Consider the following 19,232-nt stretch of genomic DNA (forward strand, 5'->3'; position numbering starts at 1 on the left):
AGCTCCCGGGAGAGTAGGTCGTCGCCAGGCTGGCTCTTATAAAAACGCGGAGGGATACCGAAGTGGTCATAACGGGGCGGTCTTGAAAACCGTTAGGGCGCAAGCCCACGGGGGTTCGAATCCCTCTCCCTCCGCCATCTATGTACGTATCCTTGATGTTGTGCGCAAGATACTGAGAGTTTCTTAAAAACAACTTGCTCGAATGGCGGAATAGGCAGACGCAACAGACTTAAAATCTGTCGGGATTTAATCCCGTGCCGGTTCAAGTCCGGCTTCGAGCACCAAAACCATTTCGGAGTGTGGCGCAGCTTGGTAGCGCGCCTGCCTTGGGAGCAGGAGGTCCAGAGTTCAAATCTCTGCACTCCGACCATGAAAATCGTATGAGCCATTAGCTCAGTTGGTAGAGCACCTGACTTTTAATCAGGGTGTCGAAGGTTCGAGTCCTTCATGGCTCACCAGAGATGCGGAAGTAGCTCAGTGGTAGAGCATCGCCTTGCCAAGGCGAGGGCCGCGGGTTCGAGTCCCGTCTTCCGCTCCACAGATGCGATCGTGGCGGAATCGGCAGACGCGCACGTTTGAGGGGCGTGTGGGTTTATCCCGTGGTGGTTCAAGTCCACTCGATCGCACCATACATGTGCCCGTAGCTCAGCTGGATAGAGCGTTTGACTACGAATCAAAAGGTCGGGAGTTCGAATCTCTCCGGGCACGCCATCGTAAAACGCCAGCGTAGCTCAGCAGGTAGAGCAACTGACTTGTAATCAGTAGGTCGCAGGTTCGATTCCTGTCGCTGGCTCCATGTCTCGCAGGGGCATAGTTCAGTTGGTAGAACGGCGGTCTCCAAAACCGCATGTCGTGGGTTCGAGTCCTGCTGCCCCTGCCATGAAGATTTTTTCGTTCTTTCGTTGGGGAGTCGCCAAGCGGTAAGGCAACGGACTTTGACTCCGTCATGCGTAGGTTCGATCCCTACCTCCCCAGCCAGATGCGGTCGTGGCGGAATTGGCAGACGCGCAAGATTCAGGTTCTTGTGAGTGCAAACTCGTGGAGGTTCAAGTCCTCTCGACCGCACCAAGCGAAATCCATAGAAACGTCGCGGGGTGGAGCAGTTGGCAGCTCGTCGGGCTCATAACCCGAAGGCCGCAGGTTCGAGTCCTGCCCCCGCAACCAAGAATCGGCTTGGTAGCTCAGTCGGTAGAGCAGAGGACTGAAAATCCTCGTGTCGGCGGTTCGATTCCGTCCCAAGCCACCATATGCCATCTTAGCTCAGTTGGTAGAGCGATTCACTCGTAATGAATAGGTCACCGGTTCGAGTCCGGTAGATGGCTCCAGCTTGGAGGGGTACCAAAGTGGTCAAATGGGGCGGACTGTAAATCCGTTGCGTAAGCTTCGAAGGTTCGAATCCTTCCCCCTCCACCATTCATGGCTCGGTAGCTCAGTTGGTGAGAGCGACGGATTCATAACCCGTAGGTCGGCAGTTCGACTCTGCCCCGAGCCACCAAAGAATGGCGCCATAGCCAAGTGGTAAGGCAGAGGTCTGCAAAACCTTTATTCCCCGGTTCGAATCCGGGTGGCGCCTCCAAAGAAGTGCACGCGGCTATAGCTCAGAGGGAGAGCACCACCTTGACACGGTGGGGGTCATAGGTTCGATTCCTATTAGCCGCACCATAATACCAAACGCTTCTCATTCGAATACATTCGAGTGGGAGGCGTTTTTTATATCATAGCTTCACGAGAAGGGAATTGTCTAAAAATATTGCGATATGAGTATGAATGTTGTAAGCTTAGGATAAATGGGCAAGCGCTTTCTGTTTTGTAGATCAAACGATCTTGTAAGAACATGAGTATTTCAAATGAATATAATAACTACTAAACGAAAGATTGATGAAAAATGAAAGTAACGATTTATGATGTTGCCAAAAAGGCGGGTGTATCTATTTCCACTGTTTCCAGAGTGATCAATAATACCGGCCGAATTAGTGAGAAGACAAAGAAAAAAGTCTTAGAAGTGATAGAAACATTACAGTATCAACCCAGTGTCGTAGCCTCCGCTTTAACGGGAAAGCGTACTCGTACAATAGGACTCATTATCCCGGACGTCGCCAATCCCTTTTTTGCAGAAATAGCCAGAAGTGTGGAGGATCGTGGAAGGGAATTGGGATTCAATCTGCTAATGTGCAATACGGATAATAACCCGGATACGGAAGAGATGTACCTTTCTCTACTAAAGCAAAAAAGTGTAGACGGAATTATTATCGGAACTACGACAAAGAACTATACTATAATAAAAGATTTATTACAAGAACGTTTTCCTATTGCTCTGATTGCACAAGATATCCCTGAATTAACGATTGATGTTGTATGTGTGGATGATTTTTTAGGCGGTTATATGGCTACCTCCCATTTAGTTTCATTAGGACATAAGAAGATTGCCATCATGTTGGGAAGTATGAATCATACAAGTGAAAAATTCCGTTTTCAAGCTTATCGGCAAGTTCTTGAGGAAAATGGAATCGAATACGATGAAAAATTAGTCCTGTACACAGACTATTCGATAGAGAATAGTCGACGTGCAGCTCTAGAAATTCTTCAATCGCCACAGCGACCTTCTGCTATTTTTGCTCATTTTGATTCCCTTGCCATTGGAGTTTATCAAGCGGCCAAAGAATTGGGACTGAACATTCCGGACGATTTATCGGTGATCGGATTCGACAATACCATATTAGCTACCATAGTCGATCCTCCGTTGACCACCATTGCACAACCGATTCATGAGATGGGACGCCAAGTGATGGATTTGCTGGTACAAGAGATAGAGGGTAATAAAAAATTGAAACAACGGGTGATATTACCCCCCGAATTAATTGTTCGTCATTCCACGAAAGAAAACGCAAGATCATAGGAGATTTGTGCTTTCAATTTTACAGCAAAAAAACTACGGCATACCAATGAACGAACGAATCCCAAAACCTCCGTCGAAGTAGTTTGAGAAGCGCTTAGACGGAGGTTTTGTTATGCCGTTGCCTAAAGATCGTATGAGGCCATCTCATTAAGTCCACATCCGCCCTGACCTTCAATTGTATTCCCGTTGTCGATCGAAATCTATTTGAAACACGTAGAGTATGTTTTCGAACGAGGTTTCGGTAAAATTAATATTTTTTAAAAAAATGTTGCAAAAGAGTTGGGTAAGTTATAAAATGAAGATAAGTTAGCGAAAGCGCTTGCTCAAATTCCTCCTCAGAAATATGTCATTGATCAATCATTACTTAGGAGCGCTGGATAGCTAACTATTCCATGTCATTCATCTCATTTTCAACCTTGGAGGAGGGGGGAGATTATAAAATTTTTATTCAAATGAAGCAAGCGCTTCCATTATGGTTGTAATATCATGAATATTTCATGTCTTCCAATGTGAGTAAAAACATTCAATTTTTTGAGCGTTCATTTCCACTTCATTTTGAATACAAAATTCGATTTAAAAATATTGTCCGACTAAAGGGTGAGATGATGGGAAGCAAGACACCAGTAAGAGTTGGGATGATTGGTTATAAGTTTATGGGGAAAGCTCACAGTCACGCATTACGCGATGTTCCGTTTTACTTTGATCAGGGAGTGACTCCGGTACTTCAAGCGGTTGCAGGACGTGATGAAAACGGGGTTAAAGCCGCCGCGGAAAAAATGGGTTGGAACTCTTATGAAACAGATTGGCGTCGACTCATTGAACGTGATGATATTGATCTGATTGATATTGTAACCCCTAACAATACACATGCGGAAATGGCCATTGTAGCGGCAGAAGCTGGTAAGCATATTCTATGTGAAAAACCATTGGCTTTAACTCTTGAGCAATCCAAACGAATGTTGGAAGCGGTTAAAAAGGCAGGTGTAATACATATGATTTGTCATAACTATCGTTTTGCACCTGCTGTTCAGTATGCTAAACAATTAATTGAAGAAGGGCGCTTGGGAAAGATATATCATATGCGTGCAACTTTTTTGCAAGATTGGAATATGGATCCTAATTTTCCGTTAATTTGGCGTTCGCGCAAAGAAATTTCCGGTTCAGGAGTCCTGGGAGATTTGGGGACACATATTATTGATCTGGCTCGTTTTTTGGTAGGTGAAATTGCAGAAGTATCCGGAATGATGGAAACGTTTATAAAGAAACGTCCACTTGGCGATATGACAAGTAATCTGCGGCCTCAAATCGATGGGGATGCTTGGGGAGAAGTTGATGTAGAGGATGCTGCAGCATTTTTAGCGAGGTTTGAAAATGGTGCTTTAGGTGTTTTCGAAGTGACGCGTTTTTGTAGAGGTAACCGTGCCGGTAATCGATTTGAAATCAATGGTGAAAAAGGCTCCATACGCTGGGATATGGAGAACTTGAATAACTTGCAAGTGTACCTTGAAGATGATGAACGAGGTTTACAAGGATTTCGTACAATTAACTGCACAGAAGTAGAACATCCATATGCGGGAGCTTATTGGCCAGCCGGACATATTATTGGATATGAACATACTTTTATTAACCTAATGGTAGCGTTGATGGATGGGATCGAGAAAGGATATTCTCCATCTCCTAACTTTGAAGATGGGGTTCGAAATCAAGCGGTATTAGAGGCGGTGATCCAATCTGCAGAAACCGGAAAGTGGATGAGCATACCCCGACTATTGGAATCATCGAAAATACTTTCTTCCCAAACAGTAAAAAATTCATAATGAAAGGGGTTTCTGGCCAAATATGAACAAAATTCGTTGTGCAGTTCTTGGGTTAGGCCGATTAGGTTATCATCATGCCAAAAATATGGCGACACAAGTTCAAGGCGCCCAATTGGTCAGCGTAATTGATCCCATGCCAGGTCGGGCTGAACAAGTGGCAAGAGAATTAGGTGTTGAAAAATGGTCAACGGATCCCAATCACGCATTTGAGGATCCAAATATCGATGCTGTGATTATTGTAACACCAACAAGTACACACGCTGAAATGATCGCGAAAGCAGCTGAACATAAAAAGCAAGTATTTGTAGAAAAACCATTAACACAAACTCTGGAAGAAGCAGAGTATATCATAAAAATCATAAAAGAGAACGGTATCATTTGTCAAGTCGGATTTATGAGAAGATTCGATCCTGCTTATGCAGAAGCAAAAAGAAGAATTGATGCTGGGGATATCGGAAAACCGATTTATTTTAAAGGTATTACACGGGATGCTGGTAGTCCACCTGCTGAGTTTATAAAGCATAGCGGCGGTATTTTCCTGGATTGTTCCATCCATGACTACGACATTGCCCGATATCTGATGGGGGCGGAAATCACATCTGTTTCCGCTCACGGAAGAATTCTGAAAAATCCGTTTATGGAAGAATTTAATGATGTGGATCAAGGACTCACTTATGTGCAATTTGACTCAGGGGCAGCCGGAGATATCGAGGCAAGTCGTAACGCGTTGTATGGACACGATATTCGCACAGAAATCATTGGAACAGAAGGTTCCCTTTTCATCGGCACCTTGCGGAATCAAAATGTTACGCTCCTGAGTACCCAAGGCAGTACCTATGAAATCGTACCTGATTTCCAGACTCGTTTTAAAGATGCTTATGTATTGGAACTGGTTCACTTTATTGAGTGTGTTCAAAACAAAGTTCAACCAGCCGTTACGGAGGTGGATGCAAAAATAAACATGGAAATTGCTTTGAGAGCAACAGAATCTTTCTTAAGTGGTAAAACATTAAATGTTGAGAAAGTTCAGGTTTAGTTGTTTGTTTCAGATCAAAAGGCTGATTTTAGGTAAAGAGAAGAAGACAAAAGGTAGAATCCAAAAAGGGGGCTTTTATCATGTGGATCTCAAGAAAAACCATATTATCCATTTTGATGATCTTGTGTTTAGCCATTTTTACCGGTTGTGGAAGCACAGCTTCGAATACGGCTTCCTCCAATGGACAGAAAAAAATTGTCATTGGTGCGGCCCTTCCTGATTTTAGTGATAAGTGGTTGAGCTATTTGCAAGATGGAATGAAACAATATCAGAAAACACTGGACAATGTTGATGTGAATTATGTGGATGCACAAAATGATGCGAGTAAACAGTTAGCTCAAGTAGAAACCTTTATTTCTCAGAAAGTGGATGCCATTGTGATCGTTCCTGTCGACACGACTTCCATAAAAGAAATAGTGAATGAAGCCAATAAAGCCAAAATTCCCATTGTCGTCGTTAACAGAATATATGATGGAGTAGAACAAGCTACGGCTTATGTGGGTTCAGAGTCAATCAAGGCCGGAATCATGCAAATGGAAGAAGTCGCTAAGCTTCTTCATGGAAAAGGGAATATCGCGATTATGGATGGACAAATGGGACAAGAGGCACAAATTAAAAGAACAGAAGGAAATAAACAAGTCATTGCTAAGAATCCGGATATGAAGGTGGTATTAGAAGGTACTGGATCATGGGATCGAGCCAAAGGCATGGCTTTGATGGAAAACTGGTTGCATTCGGGTACGAAAATCGATGCCGTTGTATCGAATAACGACGAAATGGCGATCGGTGCCATTATGGCGGCTGAAGCGGCAGGAAAAGCGAAAGACATTCTGTTTGCGGGAGTCGATGCTACACCGGACGCTTTACAATATGTAAAAGAAGGAAAGCTGCAAGTAACTGTTTACCAAAATGCAAAAGCCCAAGGACAAAAAGGACTGGAAACAGCCATTAAAGCAGCAAAAGGCGAAAAAGTGGAAAAATTGAATTATATTCCTTATGAGTTAGTCACGAAAGATAACGTAGATGAATATATCAAAAAATGGCAGTAATAATCTTGTTATCGTATCGGTTTATAGAGAAAAAGAAAGGACACTATACGATTCCATAGTGTCCTTTCATAAACAACATACTCTCGAAAGGAGGTAATCTGTATGAGTAGTGATTATATCTTGGAAATGGAGAATATCACAAAGGAATTCCCAGGAGTCAAGGCTCTGGATCATGTGCAGCTCAAAGTAAAAAAAGGAACCGTTCATGCTTTAATGGGTGAGAATGGTGCGGGAAAATCTACTCTTATGAAAATATTGATTGGGATTTATAGTCCCGATCAAGGTGTTATCAAATTTGATGGTGAAGTATTACAGACTTCCAATATTCGCAACGCTTTAAACAAAGGGATTTCCATGATTCATCAGGAACTAAGCCCAGTGCCGCATATGACGGTGGCAGAAAATATTTTTTTGGGAAGAGAGCCCAGTTATGGCTTCATGGGTTGGGTAAAAAGCAAGGAAATGGAGGAAAATACAAGGAGATTATTTGAAAGACTGGAGATCGATATTGATCCGAAAGCCAAAATGGTCGATCTCAGCATCGCTAATACACAAATGGTTGAGATTGCTAAGGCGATTTCCTACAATTCAAAATTGATTATCATGGATGAGCCGACATCGGCCATTACTGAAAAAGAAGTGAACCATCTGTTTAAAATCATCCGTTCTTTAAAGAAAGAGGGCGTATCTATCATCTATATCACCCATAAAATGGAGGAGCTTGCCCAAATCACGGATGAAGTCACGGTTTTAAGAGATGGAAAGTATATAGGAACAAAATCGACGGGAGAGATGACAAAAGATCAACTCATTGAAATGATGGTGGGAAGGGAATTAACTCAAATATTTGACAAAAAACCAATCGAAATCAAAGACGTCGTATTATCGGTGCGAAACTTATCGAAAAAAGGGAAATTTGAAAATGTGAGTTTTGAATTGAGAAAAGGTGAAATATTAGGCTTTGCCGGTTTGATGGGTTCCGGAAGAACAGAAGTGTTAGAAAGTATATTTGGAATATTCAAACCAGATGAAGGTGAAATCTACGTAAAAGGGAAAAAAGCTGTCATCAATTCCCCCAAGGATGCCATTGCACATGGAATGGGTTTATTGACAGAGGACCGAAAATTAACCGGTTGTTTTCTACCGCTATCGGTTCAGGATAACATGATTACCGTCAATATAGATAAATATTTAAAATGGGGATTTCTTAATCGGAAGAAAATCACATCCGATTGTAATAAGCAAATCGATCAATTATCCATTAAAACGCCGAGCTTACATCAAACCATCAATTTTTTAAGTGGAGGAAATCAACAAAAAGCTTTAATCGCGAGATGGTTGCTTCATGATCCCGATATTTTATTTTTGGATGAACCCACAAGAGGGATTGATGTGGGTGCAAAATCAGAAATTTATCATCTCATTTTTGAATTAGCCCAAAAAGGAAAAGCGATCGTTGTCATCTCTTCAGAGATGCCAGAAATTTTAGGATTAAGCGATCGGATTCTAGTTATGCATGAAGGGAGAAAAATGGGAGAGTTATCAAGAGAAGAGGCGACACAAGAGAAAATCTTGCAGCTGGCGACCGGAGAGTTGATCACCAACTAGATGTTAAAGAATCTGGAGGAGATAAAGATGAGTAGGAATATTTCAGTCACCCCTGAGCAAAACAATGCTCCAATCATGAATAAAATTAATTTAAAAGAAAAATCATTTCATTTCCTTCATCGTTATGGAATGTTATTGGTTTTGATTGCTTTGCTTATTCTCATGTCGACACTATCCCCTACTTTTTTTACATCTAGTAACTTAATCAATATCGTACGGCAAATGTCAGTGATAGGTATTGTAGCCATTGGTAGTACGATTGTCATTATCACCACGGGTATTGACCTTTCCCCAGGTTCATTGATCGCGCTTGTTTCTGTTGTAACCGCCAGTCTTGCTCATCCAGGTAACTATCCTCTTATTGTTCCGATCGTCATAGGACTTGGTCTGGGACTTCTCACCGGTATCTTAAATGGCACCATCATTGCCAAAGGAAAAATTGCTCCCTTTATTGTAACCCTAGGGACGATGACAGGTGCAAGAGGTGCGGCTTTACTCTTCAGTAACGGAAGACCGATTGGTAATTTGTCAGACGCCTTCAATTTTATCGGCCAAGGTGATGTGCTCGGTGTTCCTGTTCCCATTCTCCTTTTTGCTCTCGTAGGAGTTATCTCTTATATCCTTCTCAACAAAACCAAATTTGGGAAGTATGTCTATGCGATCGGTGGTAATGAGCAAGCGGCATATATTGCAGGTGTAAACGTGGATAAATACAAAATCATGGTTTATGGTTATGCCGGGTTATTAACATCCATTGCTGGCATCATTTTAACGTCTCGCATCAGCTCCGGTCAACCAACCGCGGGTTTAATGTATGAATTAGATGCCATCACAGCTGCGGTGGTTGGTGGAACGAGTCTTACCGGGGGAATCGGCACGATTGGCGGAACCGTTATTGGCGCTCTCATCATTGGTGTCATGAATAATGGACTTGATTTGTTGAATGTATCTTCGTATTGGCAACAGATATTAAAAGGGGTTATTATCGTGGCTGCTGTACTTATCGATAACAAAAAGAATAGAAAAAAATAGAGGGTGGAGCGATGAAAACGATTCGATTAACCATGGCTCAGGCGTTAATAAAATTTTTAAATCAACAGTATATTGAATTTGATGGAAGAGAGGAGAAATTTGTAAAAGGAATCTTCACTATATTCGGTCATGGAAATGTTCTAGGTATTGGCCAAGCATTAGAAGAAGATCCAGGAGATCTTGAAGTTTACCAAGGAAGAAATGAGCAAGGGATGGCTCATGCAGCCATAGCATTCGCGAAGCAAAAAAATCGTAAGCAGATCATGGCTTGCACATCTTCCGTTGGTCCGGGAGCAGCCAATATGGTCACAGCCGCAGCGACCGCTTCCGCGAATAACATTCCGGTTTTATTGCTTCCCGGCGATACGTTTGCCACAAGACAGCCAGATCCTGTTCTTCAACAAATTGAACACGATCATGACTTAACCATAACAACAAATGATGCATTCCGAGCAGTGAGCAAATATTGGGATCGCATCAACCGCCCAGAACAATTGATGACAGCCATGATCCATGCGATGCGTGTTCTCACAGACCCAGCCGATACCGGAGCGGTAACGATTGCCCTTCCCCAAGATGTGCAAGGAGAAGTGTATGATTACCCTGAATATTTCTTCAAAAAACGCGTTCATCGGATTGAACGTCGCATTCCGACCGAATCGGATCTGAAAGATGCTGTTGAACTGATAAAAGGAAAGAAAAAGCCAGTCATCATATGCGGCGGGGGTGTTCGATACTCCGAAGCAGCCGACTCGTTAAAGCGTTTTGCTGAGAAGTTCAACATCCCTTATTGTGAAACCCAGGCCGGAAAAAGTGCGATTGAAAGTTTTCATGCGTACAATCTGGGAGGGGTCGGAGTCACCGGAAACCTGGTTGCGAACATGATTACGAAAGATGCAGATTTAGTTATAGGAGTCGGTACCCGATATTCAGACTTTACGACATCATCCAAGCGACTGTTTCAAAATCCTGACGTGGACTTCTTAACCATCAATGTTTCCGAATACCATGCCTATAAACTCGATGCGGTAAAGATCGTGGCAGATGCGAAATTGGCCCTTGAAGCTTTAGAAAAGGAACTGGAAAAGATTCAATATTGTTCAGGCTATACTAATGAGATTGAAGCGGCCAAAGATGCGTGGAAGGCTGAGCTCAACCGTCTTCACCACATTCAATATACGGATCAAGGTTTTACACCGGAAGTAGCCGGTCATCTGGATGAAGTGCTGCCCGAATTCGTTGAAACCTATCAATCATGCCTAACCCAAACAGAAGTGATCGGCCAAGTGAATACACTTATCGATGAGGAGGCCATTATCGTTGGGGCTGCAGGAAGTCTTCCGGGTGACTTGCAAAGAATGTGGGAGTCTCGAAGACCGAACACATACCATATGGAATACGGTTATTCGTGCATGGGATATGAAATATCCGGGGCTCTTGGCGTAAAAATAGCTGAACCGGATAAAGAGGTCTATGCCATGGTCGGTGACGGAAGCTATCTTATGTTGCATTCTGAATTGGTGACGAGCATCCAGGAAGGTAAAAAAATCAATGTGCTGTTATTTGATAACGCATCTTTTGGGTGTATCAACAACTTGCAAATGGAGAATGGCATGGGCAGCTTTGGGACGGAATTCCGGTATCGGAACCATGAGACCGGCCGTTTGGATGGCGGTTTTATCAAAATCGATTTTGCGCAAAGCGCTGCCGGATATGGCGTGAAAACCTATAAGGTTAGAACCCTGGAAGAATTGCGGGCAGCCATCGAAGACGCGAAGAATCAAACAGTGTCTACCTTGATCGATATTAAAGTGCTTCCCAAGACGATGACATGCGGCTATGAATCATGGTGGCATGTGGGAATTGCAGGCACTTCGAATAATCCAAAAGTAAATGAGGCTTTCAATCATAAAGAAAACAACTTGAAAAAAGCGAGAAAATATTAATCAATTCTTCCATAAAAAGTGTAAGATGCATTCCTGGTATGAGGAAGTTAAGAGAAATAGCAAAACCAATTCAAAATAAAGGTGTGAATATTGGATGAAGACACAAAGCAATCAATTCCGAATCGGGATCGCTCCCATCAGTTGGGTCAATGACGATATTCCCGGTCTTGGCGATCACTATACACAAGATCAGGTCTTATCCGAAATGTCTGCTCTGGGGTATATTTCCACCGAAATGGGACGTCTCTTCTCTCAAGATCCTCCGTCTCTGAAGGCCAAATTAAAGGAACATGGAATACAGCTTGCAAGCAAATTTGTGGGGGTATTGTTTTCTGATGCCAATCGCTTGGAAGAGGAACTTCAATCCTTTAGAGAATGGGTCAAATACCTGAAGGACATGGAATGTGAGTATGTGATTACGTGTGAAATGGGTGGATCCATGCACTGGGATCCTCGGCGTTCTCCGGAAGACAAGGATATCCAAAAGCTTACAGAAAGAGAATGGGAATCTCTGGTGGATGGGTTGCACCGCGCGGCCCACATATGCCAAGAATACGGTATGCAACTGGTCTATCATTACCATGCCGGTACTGTCGTTGAAACGAAGGAAGAGATCGATCGCTTAATGACGCTGACCGATCCCCATTTAGTGCATCTATTGTACGATACGGGGCATGCCCTCTATGGAGGTTATGATCCGCTGGAGTTGTTGAAGAAATATCCTGAACGGATCCGATACGTCCATTTGAAAGATGTACGGCGCGATATTTTGGACCTTGTCAGGAAAGAAAATTTAGATTTCCGTACGGCTGTGCTAAAGGGACTGTTTACAGTACCTGGAGATGGCTGTATTGATTTTGCTCCTATCTTTAAAGAATTAATTGAAAGAAACTACGAGGGTTGGATCATCGTAGAAGCGGAACAGGATCCTGCTATAGCTAATCCTTATAAGTATGCGAAAATGGCGAAAGAATACATTGATTCTACCATCATGTCCATCAAAGCTATGTATTTAAGATAAGAAAAGGGGATAGATATGAGTCGATTGATTGTACCCAGTCGCTGTGAAGCTGATCAGGAAGGAAATGTCTTAACCATTACCCCTATGTCGGCTGGTTGGGACTATGTGGGCTTTCAAGTGTATACGTTGCAAAAAGGTCAAACGTTACATAGGGAAACGGGTGATCAAGAGGTTTGTCTTGTTCTCCTGAGTGGAAAAGCTCATGTAACGACTAAGATGGAAAAGTGGGAAAATATCGGTAGGCGGATGCATGTGTTTGAGAAAATTCCACCCTATTCCGTATATGTTCCATCGAATGATATGTACACAATCGAAGCGGTCACGGATCTTGAACTGGCGGTTTGTATGGCTCCTGGTAAAGGAACGTATCCTGCCCGTCTCATCGCTCCGGAAGATGTTGGGGTTGAAATGAGGGGAGCCGGAAATATTGAACGTAAAGTTCATAATATTCTGCCTGAGAATAAGCCTGCGGACAGCTTATTGGTGGTCGAAGTCTTTACCCCGGAAGGCCACTGGTCCAGTTATCCTCCTCACAAACATGATGAGGATCATTTGCCTCATGAGTCTTATTTGGAGGAAACTTACTATTACAAAGTGAATCCGGAACATGGGTTTGCGGTGCAAAGGGTATATTCGGATGACCGAAGCTTGGATGAAACGATGGTCATTAAAAATGGTGATGCGGTTCTTGTTCCGAAAGGATATCACCCTGTGTCTGCCCCTCCCGGCTATGAAGTCTACTATTTAAATGTGATGGCAGGTCCTGTCCGCACATGGAAGTTTCGTAATGATCCAGATCATGAATGGATTATGAATGAAAAATTGTCTTTAAAGCAGTTCTAAGTGAGGGGGGAGAACATGAATCATTTAACATTTCATCCAAATAAAAAGATGGATATGATCGCGCTGGGAAGACTTTGCATCGATTTGAATGCCAATGAAATCAATCGTCCGATGGAAGAAACCATGACGTTTACCAAATATGTAGGCGGTTCTCCGGCCAATATCGCGATTGGATTGGCCAGACTCGGCCGAAAAACCGGGTTTATCGGCCGGGTGGCGGATGACCCAATGGGGCGGTTTATTGTTAACTACCTGGAGAAGAATCAGATTGATACGTCCAACGTCATTACGGATCAATCGGGGGCGGTAACCGGACTTGCTTTTACAGAGATCAAAAGCCCAACGGATTGCAGCATTCTCATGTATCGGGATAATGTCGCCGATCTGAAGTTAGAGCCCAAGGATGTCTCTGAAGAATATATCAAAAATTCGAAATCACTCCTCATTTCTGGTACCGCCTTAGCCAAAAGTCCGTCGCGGGAAGCGGTTTTTCTCGCTCTTGATTATGCCAGAAAGCATGAAGTGATTGTTTTCTTTGATCTCGATTACCGCCCTTACACGTGGACCTCACCGGAGGAAACCGCGATTTACTACAATCTGGCGGCCGAAAAATGTGATGTCATTATCGGAACCAGAGATGAATTCGATCTAATGGAATGCTTCGAAAACAATGTCGCTCATGATGATGATGTGACGGCGAAAAAATGGTTTAAGTATCACGCGAAAATTGTAGTCATTAAACATGGGAAGGAAGGTTCGATCGCCTATACCAAGGAAGGGGAACGTTTTGAGGGAACGATTTTTCCTGCGAAAGTCTTAAAGACCTTTGGGGCAGGAGATTCTTATGCGGCTGGGTTTATCTATGGCCTTATGAATGGTTGGGAGATTCCCCGATCGATGGAATACGGCGCTGCTGCCGCTTCGATCGTCATTTCCTCCCATAGTTCTTCAGATGCCATGCCAACGGTGGAACAAATCGAAAGCTATATTCATAAGTGCAAAAACGGGGAGATCGTCACAGCTTAATAACATTCAAAAGGAAAAAGGAGATGATTGTCATGTCTACAACTGCAACTGCAGCAACTTTGAAAAACTTTATAGGCGGAGAATGGGTGGAATCCATTTCTAGTCAAGCAGAGCCTGTGTATAACCCAGCAACGGAAGAGATTTTGGCCTATGTACCGATCTCCACGAAGGAAGAAGTAGATCGAGCGGTTCAAGCGGCCAAAGAAGCATTTAAATTATGGAGCAGAACACCTGTGCCGCGCAGAGCCCGCATTCTATTCAAGTATCAACAGTTACTTGTTGAGCATTGGGAAGAGCTTGCTCGCTTAGTCACTCTGGAAAACGGAAAAAACTATGAAGAAGCGTATGGGGAAGTCCAGCGCGGAATAGAATGTGTGGAGTTTGCAGCTGGCGCTCCTACCTTAATGATGGGAAAACAATTGCCGGATATTGCGACCCATGTGGAATCGGGTATGTATCGCTATCCGATCGGAGTGATCGGTGGGATCACGCCATTTAATTTCCCGATGATGGTTCCTTGCTGGATGTTTCCTTTAGCCATCGCGTGCGGAAATACGTTTGTCCTCAAACCGTCCGAGCGGACGCCTTTGTTGGCCAACCGCTTGGCTGAACTATTCAAGGAAGCGGGATTGCCGGATGGTGTTTTGAATATTGTTCATGGTGCTCATGACGTGGTGAATGGATTGTTGGAACACAAGGATGTGAAAGCCATCTCTTTTGTCGGATCTCAACCGGTGGCGGAATATGTCTACAAGACAGGTGCTGCTCATGGCAAGCGGGTGCAAGCTTTGGCAGGAGCGAAAAACCATACCATTGTCATGCCGGATGCGGATTTGGATGCAGCGGTTCAGCAAATCATCAACGCGGCATTTGGATCTGCAGGGGAAAGGTGTATGGCATGTTCCGTTGTTGTGGCTGTAGGGAACATCGGAGATCAGCTGGTTGATAAACTGGTAAAGGCCGCCGACAACATTCAAATCGGGAATGGGTTGGAGGAAGGAGTTTTCCTCGGGCCTGTGATCCGTGACAGCAACAAAGAACGAACGGTGAAATATATTGAAATCGGGGAAAAGGAAGGAGCGATCTTGGTTCGAGACGGCCGTAAAGATGCAGCTACTTGCGGAAAAGGCTATTTCGTTGGGCCAACGATCTTCGACCATGTTTCCACTGAAATGAAAATATGGCAAGATGAAATTTTTGCTCCGGTTCTATCCGTTGTACGTGTGAATACCTTAGATGAAGCGATTGAGCTCGCCAATCAATCCGAATTTGCTAACGGTGCTTGTATTTTTACTAAGGATGGAAGTCATGTCCGTCAATTCCGTGAAACGATTGACGCCGGGATGTTGGGAGTGAACTTAGGTGTTCCCGCACCGATGGCGTTCTTCCCGTTCTCCGGTTGGAAAAATTCCTTCTACGGGGATCTTCATGCCAATGGCCCCGATGGCGTCGAGTTTTACACTCGCAAGAAAATGGTTACGGCTCGTTGGTAATAGAAATTTTTCATTTTCATACCGGGGGAATTCCCCCGGTATTCCTTCGAAAGGGTAGTGGGAATGAAATCTTCCCTTTACGATGTGGCCCGAGAAGCCGGTGTCTCCATAAAACAAGTGGTCGTTTCTATCACATGGACAGAAGGTGACGGTAATGCCTTTCGTTTCAATGAAAGAGATGTTACATCAGGCTTTGGAAAATAAATATGCAGTGGGACATTTTAACGTAAATAATCTGGAGTTTGCCCAAGCGATCCTGCAGGCGGCACAGGAAGAACAATCCCCCGTGATTCTTGCTGTAAGCCCGGGGTATATTCCTTACCTAGGGGGATTGAAGGTTGCAGCATCCATGGTGAGGGCGCTCGTTGATGAGTTTAAGATAAACGTTCCTGTCGCACTGCACTTAGATCACGGTTCATCATTCGAAATGTGTATCCAAGCCATAGAAGCAGGATTTACTTCGGTTATGATTGATGCATCTCATCATCCATTGGAGGAGAATATCGCCATAACGAAAAAAGTGGTTGAGGTGGCAAAAGGTTTAGGGATTTCTGTTGAAGCCGAGGTAGGGCGAATTGGCGGACAAGAAGATGACCTGATGGTGGACGAAGCTGAAGCGATGTATGCCATCCCGGAAGAATGTGTCCGATTCGTTCATGAAACCGGAGTCGATTGTCTCGCACCGGCACTCGGTTCGGTTCATGGCCCTTATAAAGGGGAACCTCGTCTGGGCTTTTCGCAAATGGAGGAAATCGGCAGATTAACAGGCGTCCCTCTTGTATTGCATGGTGGGACGGGTATTCCTACCCATCATATTCAGCGAGCGATTTCTCTAGGTACTGCCAAAATCAACGTGAATACGGAAAATCAGCTTGCTTTTACAGCAACGGTACGTCAATTTTTCATAGAAAATTCAACAGATTACGATCCCCGTAAATATTTGGGCCTTGCAAGGGAAGCGATCAAAGATACGGTGAAAAGAAAGATGCGTGAATTTGGTTGTTCTGGAAAAAACCATAACTACTCATACGAAAGATGATGAAAAATGAAAACAACGATTTACGATGTTGCAAAAAAGGCGGGAGTATCCATTTCCACCGTTTCCAGAGTGATCAATAATACCGGCCGGATTAGTGAGAAGACAAAGAAAAAAGTCCTGGAAGTGATGGAAGTATTGCAATATCAACCCAGTGTCGTAGCCTCCGCTTTAACGGGGAAGCGTACTCGTACAATAGGACTCATTATCCCGGACGTAGCCAATCCCTTTTATGCAGAAATAGCCAGAAGTGTAGAGGATCGTGGAAGGGAATTGGGATTTAATCTGTTGATGTGCAATTCGGATAATAACCCGGATACGGAAGAAATGTATCTTTCTTTATTACAACAGAAAAAAGTAGACGGAATCATCTTTGGAACTACAACTAAAAATTTTACAGTATTGAAGAATTTACTGCAGGAAAAATTCCCTGTCGCATTGATTGGAAACGATATTCCTGAATTAATGATTGATGTTGTATCTGTGGATGATTTTTTAGGCGGCTATATGGCCACCTCCCATTTGGTTTCTCTAGGGCATAAAAAGATTGCCATCATGCTGGGACGTTTGAATCATGCAAGTGAAAAGTACCGTTTTCAAGCTTATCGGCAAGTTCTTGAGGAAAATGGAATCGAATACGATGAAAAATTAGTCCTGTACACAGACTATTCGATTGAGAGCAGTCGACGCGCAGCTCTAGAAATTCTTCAATCATCACAGCGACCTTCTGCTATTTTTGCTTATTATGATTCTCTTGCCATTGGAGTCTATCAAGCGGCCAAAGAATTGGGACTGAACATTCCGGATGATTTATCGGTGATCGGATTCGACGATACCATATTAGCTACCATAGTCGATCCTCCGTTGACCACCATTGCACAACCGATTCATGAGATGGGACGCCAAGTAATGGATTTGCTGGTACAAGAGATAGAGGGCAAAAAAAAATTGAAACAACGGGTGATTTTACCGCCTGAATTAATGATTCGTCATTCTACCAAAGAAAAATAAGATCAATGGAATTCGAACGAGTTTGGTTTTAAATTCATAGATGTAAGAAAATAAATTATTGATTAAAAAATGTTGCAAATGATGCATGAAGGGTATACAATGAAAACAAGACAGCGCAAGCGCTTGCACAAAATGATTAGAAACGACTCTCGAAAAGCCATTACAGAGCAAGGTGTGTATGATAGTCGAACCTTGAATTTTATTGATTTTTGCATTCTTTTTGGCAAAAAAGATATAACATTCTGTAATGTTTATCGAGGCAAGCGCTTTTATTCAAGTAGAAAGATTAAAACAGACTTCATAGCAAATACAAGAAATACAAGTTAGGAGATGGAAATATGTCTCAAGTTAAAGTTGGTATTTTAGGAGCAGGCGGGATTGCCAAAGTACACACTTCCATTTTGAAAAAAGATGATAGGGTAGAAATTATTGGGGTAGCAGACATTTCCGATGAAAGAGCCATTTCTTTAGCAAATGATGCGGGAAATGCTAAACCTGTAAGAAGTTTAGAAGATTTATTTGACCTTGGGGTTGATGCAGTCTATGTAACTACCCCGAATACATTGCATGTGGAGCCGGTATTGAAGTGTCTCGAAAATAATATTCATGTTTTTTCCGAAAAACCCATGGCAACCTCTTTAGCTGAAGCGGAACAAATTAAAGAAGCGGCAGCGAGATCGAAGGCTATATATAATTTGGGAATGAACAGACGTTACGCCTCCGTTTATAAGAGAGTTAAAGAATTGATCGTTTCAGGTGAACTAACCCCATACTTGGCCAATATTAAGATGAATCGCGGGGAGTTACTAAATCCTCCTTGGACTGCCGACCCGAAGATCACAGGTGGCTTTCTCTATGAAACGCCTTTTCATCTCATGGATATGAGCCGTTATTTATTTGGTGAAGTGAAATCGGTTCAATGTGAAGCTAGACAAAATATTTCTGAGTCAGAATTCGATACTTTTGCCATTTTACTTACATTTGAATCAGGAACGATCGCTAACTTTGTTACTTATGCTCACGCTGGATGGAGTTTTCCTTTTGAAAGCCTCGAAGTTTATGGAAAGTACTCCACTGTTGGAACTTATGAATTAGAGAAAGTCATGTATGCGCCCGGATTGAAACAAGCCGCACAAATAAATGACTTTTTTCAAGTTTCTGTAGAAGAAAAATGGGGGTATATGGAGGAGGACCGTTTATTCATCGATGCTATCGTTAATGGAACGAAGCCTCCTGTGACAGCTGAAGACGGATATCTTTCCATTCGATTATTGGAAGCGATTTATGAGAGCGGGAGAACCGGAAAACGAATCGATTTTCGCGAGTATGCACATGTAAAGTAATTTCATCTCATAAAGAAAATGAACGCTAATCGGGAAGATGGTTAGCGTTCATTTTCAAAAGGACGTGTTCATTAC

Annotated in this window: 15 protein-coding genes, 18 tRNA genes and 1 rRNA gene (1 of these 34 cut by a window edge); all 34 read left to right on the top strand. The window is 43.2% G+C overall.

Features of this window, described 5'->3' with window-relative positions:
• Window positions 1–30: ribosomal RNA gene (rrf, locus tag DNHGIG_RS11310) — 5S ribosomal RNA — on the top strand; it begins 87 nt to the left of the window's first position.
• An 18-nt stretch (window positions 31–48) separates the two neighbouring features.
• Window positions 49–137 (top strand) — tRNA-Ser (locus tag DNHGIG_RS11315).
• Window positions 138–196: 59 nt separating this feature from the next.
• Window positions 197–284: transfer RNA gene (locus tag DNHGIG_RS11320), tRNA-Leu, on the top strand.
• Between the two features lie 9 nt (window positions 285–293).
• A tRNA-Pro gene (locus DNHGIG_RS11325) sits at window positions 294–370 on the top strand.
• Between the two features lie 12 nt (window positions 371–382).
• Window positions 383–458: transfer RNA gene (locus DNHGIG_RS11330), tRNA-Lys, on the top strand.
• 5 nt (window positions 459–463) lie between these two features.
• A tRNA-Gly gene (locus DNHGIG_RS11335) sits at window positions 464–538 on the top strand.
• A gap of 5 nt (window positions 539–543) precedes the next feature.
• Window positions 544–629, top strand: a tRNA-Leu gene (locus tag DNHGIG_RS11340).
• Between the two features lie 5 nt (window positions 630–634).
• Window positions 635–711 (top strand) — tRNA-Arg (locus DNHGIG_RS11345).
• Window positions 712–720: 9 nt separating this feature from the next.
• A tRNA-Thr gene (locus DNHGIG_RS11350) sits at window positions 721–796 on the top strand.
• An 8-nt stretch (window positions 797–804) separates the two neighbouring features.
• Window positions 805–880: transfer RNA gene (locus DNHGIG_RS11355), tRNA-Trp, on the top strand.
• Window positions 881–903: 23 nt separating this feature from the next.
• Window positions 904–978, top strand: a tRNA-Gln gene (locus tag DNHGIG_RS11360).
• A 3-nt stretch (window positions 979–981) separates the two neighbouring features.
• A tRNA-Leu gene (locus tag DNHGIG_RS11365) sits at window positions 982–1,068 on the top strand.
• 20 nt (window positions 1,069–1,088) lie between these two features.
• Window positions 1,089–1,164: transfer RNA gene (locus DNHGIG_RS11370), tRNA-Met, on the top strand.
• A gap of 6 nt (window positions 1,165–1,170) precedes the next feature.
• Window positions 1,171–1,246, top strand: a tRNA-Phe gene (locus tag DNHGIG_RS11375).
• Between the two features lie 3 nt (window positions 1,247–1,249).
• Window positions 1,250–1,325 (top strand) — tRNA-Thr (locus DNHGIG_RS11380).
• A gap of 4 nt (window positions 1,326–1,329) precedes the next feature.
• Window positions 1,330–1,413, top strand: a tRNA-Tyr gene (locus DNHGIG_RS11385).
• 5 nt (window positions 1,414–1,418) lie between these two features.
• Window positions 1,419–1,495, top strand: a tRNA-Met gene (locus tag DNHGIG_RS11390).
• Between the two features lie 6 nt (window positions 1,496–1,501).
• Window positions 1,502–1,576 (top strand) — tRNA-Cys (locus tag DNHGIG_RS11395).
• A gap of 11 nt (window positions 1,577–1,587) precedes the next feature.
• Window positions 1,588–1,662, top strand: a tRNA-Val gene (locus tag DNHGIG_RS11400).
• 223 nt (window positions 1,663–1,885) lie between these two features.
• The gene (locus tag DNHGIG_RS11405) at window positions 1,886–2,896 is read left to right on the top strand and encodes a LacI family DNA-binding transcriptional regulator (RefSeq protein ID WP_282199695.1); all 1,011 of its coding nucleotides are present in this window, start codon (window positions 1,886–1,888) and stop codon (window positions 2,894–2,896) included.
• Between the two features lie 605 nt (window positions 2,897–3,501).
• The gene (locus tag DNHGIG_RS11410) at window positions 3,502–4,713 is read left to right on the top strand and encodes a Gfo/Idh/MocA family protein (RefSeq protein WP_282201408.1); all 1,212 of its coding nucleotides are present in this window, start codon (window positions 3,502–3,504) and stop codon (window positions 4,711–4,713) included.
• Window positions 4,714–4,735: 22 nt separating this feature from the next.
• On the top strand, window positions 4,736–5,749 hold the full coding sequence (gene iolX, locus DNHGIG_RS11415) for a scyllo-inositol 2-dehydrogenase (protein ID WP_282199696.1): 1,014 nt from the start codon (window positions 4,736–4,738) through the stop codon (window positions 5,747–5,749).
• A gap of 80 nt (window positions 5,750–5,829) precedes the next feature.
• Window positions 5,830–6,798 (top strand): sugar ABC transporter substrate-binding protein, encoded by a 969-nt coding sequence (locus DNHGIG_RS11420; protein WP_282199697.1) that lies wholly within the window; start codon window positions 5,830–5,832, stop codon window positions 6,796–6,798.
• A gap of 102 nt (window positions 6,799–6,900) precedes the next feature.
• Complete coding sequence (locus DNHGIG_RS11425) at window positions 6,901–8,406, top strand: sugar ABC transporter ATP-binding protein (protein WP_282199698.1); 1,506 nt, start codon at window positions 6,901–6,903, stop codon at window positions 8,404–8,406.
• A gap of 27 nt (window positions 8,407–8,433) precedes the next feature.
• Window positions 8,434–9,438, top strand: a complete 1,005-nt coding sequence (locus DNHGIG_RS11430; protein ID WP_282199699.1) for an ABC transporter permease — start codon at window positions 8,434–8,436, stop codon at window positions 9,436–9,438.
• Between the two features lie 11 nt (window positions 9,439–9,449).
• Complete coding sequence (gene iolD / locus DNHGIG_RS11435) at window positions 9,450–11,384, top strand: 3D-(3,5/4)-trihydroxycyclohexane-1,2-dione acylhydrolase (decyclizing) (protein ID WP_282199700.1); 1,935 nt, start codon at window positions 9,450–9,452, stop codon at window positions 11,382–11,384.
• A 94-nt stretch (window positions 11,385–11,478) separates the two neighbouring features.
• Entirely contained in the window at window positions 11,479–12,405 is a 927-nt protein-coding gene (gene iolE / locus DNHGIG_RS11440; RefSeq protein ID WP_282199701.1) for a myo-inosose-2 dehydratase, read from the top strand.
• A gap of 15 nt (window positions 12,406–12,420) precedes the next feature.
• A complete protein-coding gene (gene iolB, locus DNHGIG_RS11445) occupies window positions 12,421–13,248 on the top strand; it encodes a 5-deoxy-glucuronate isomerase (protein ID WP_282199702.1) in 828 nt (275 codons plus the stop codon).
• A 15-nt stretch (window positions 13,249–13,263) separates the two neighbouring features.
• Window positions 13,264–14,274 (top strand): 5-dehydro-2-deoxygluconokinase, encoded by a 1,011-nt coding sequence (iolC, locus tag DNHGIG_RS11450; RefSeq protein ID WP_282199703.1) that lies wholly within the window; start codon window positions 13,264–13,266, stop codon window positions 14,272–14,274.
• Between the two features lie 32 nt (window positions 14,275–14,306).
• On the top strand, window positions 14,307–15,767 hold the full coding sequence (locus DNHGIG_RS11455; protein WP_282199704.1) for a CoA-acylating methylmalonate-semialdehyde dehydrogenase: 1,461 nt from the start codon (window positions 14,307–14,309) through the stop codon (window positions 15,765–15,767).
• A 154-nt stretch (window positions 15,768–15,921) separates the two neighbouring features.
• Window positions 15,922–16,806, top strand: a complete 885-nt coding sequence (gene fba, locus DNHGIG_RS11460; RefSeq protein ID WP_282199705.1) for a class II fructose-1,6-bisphosphate aldolase — start codon at window positions 15,922–15,924, stop codon at window positions 16,804–16,806.
• A gap of 6 nt (window positions 16,807–16,812) precedes the next feature.
• Entirely contained in the window at window positions 16,813–17,814 is a 1,002-nt protein-coding gene (locus DNHGIG_RS11465; protein ID WP_282199706.1) for a LacI family DNA-binding transcriptional regulator, read from the top strand.
• A 99-nt stretch (window positions 17,815–17,913) separates the two neighbouring features.
• Window positions 17,914–18,141 (top strand): hypothetical protein, encoded by a 228-nt coding sequence (locus DNHGIG_RS11470; RefSeq protein WP_282199707.1) that lies wholly within the window; start codon window positions 17,914–17,916, stop codon window positions 18,139–18,141.
• 11 nt (window positions 18,142–18,152) lie between these two features.
• A complete protein-coding gene (locus tag DNHGIG_RS11475) occupies window positions 18,153–19,157 on the top strand; it encodes a Gfo/Idh/MocA family protein (RefSeq protein WP_282199708.1) in 1,005 nt (334 codons plus the stop codon).
• Window positions 19,158–19,232 lie beyond the last annotated feature (75 nt).

The sequence above is a fragment of the Collibacillus ludicampi genome (genome assembly GCF_023705585.1).
Taxonomy (GTDB): domain Bacteria; phylum Bacillota; class Bacilli; order Tumebacillales; family BOQE01; genus Collibacillus; species Collibacillus ludicampi.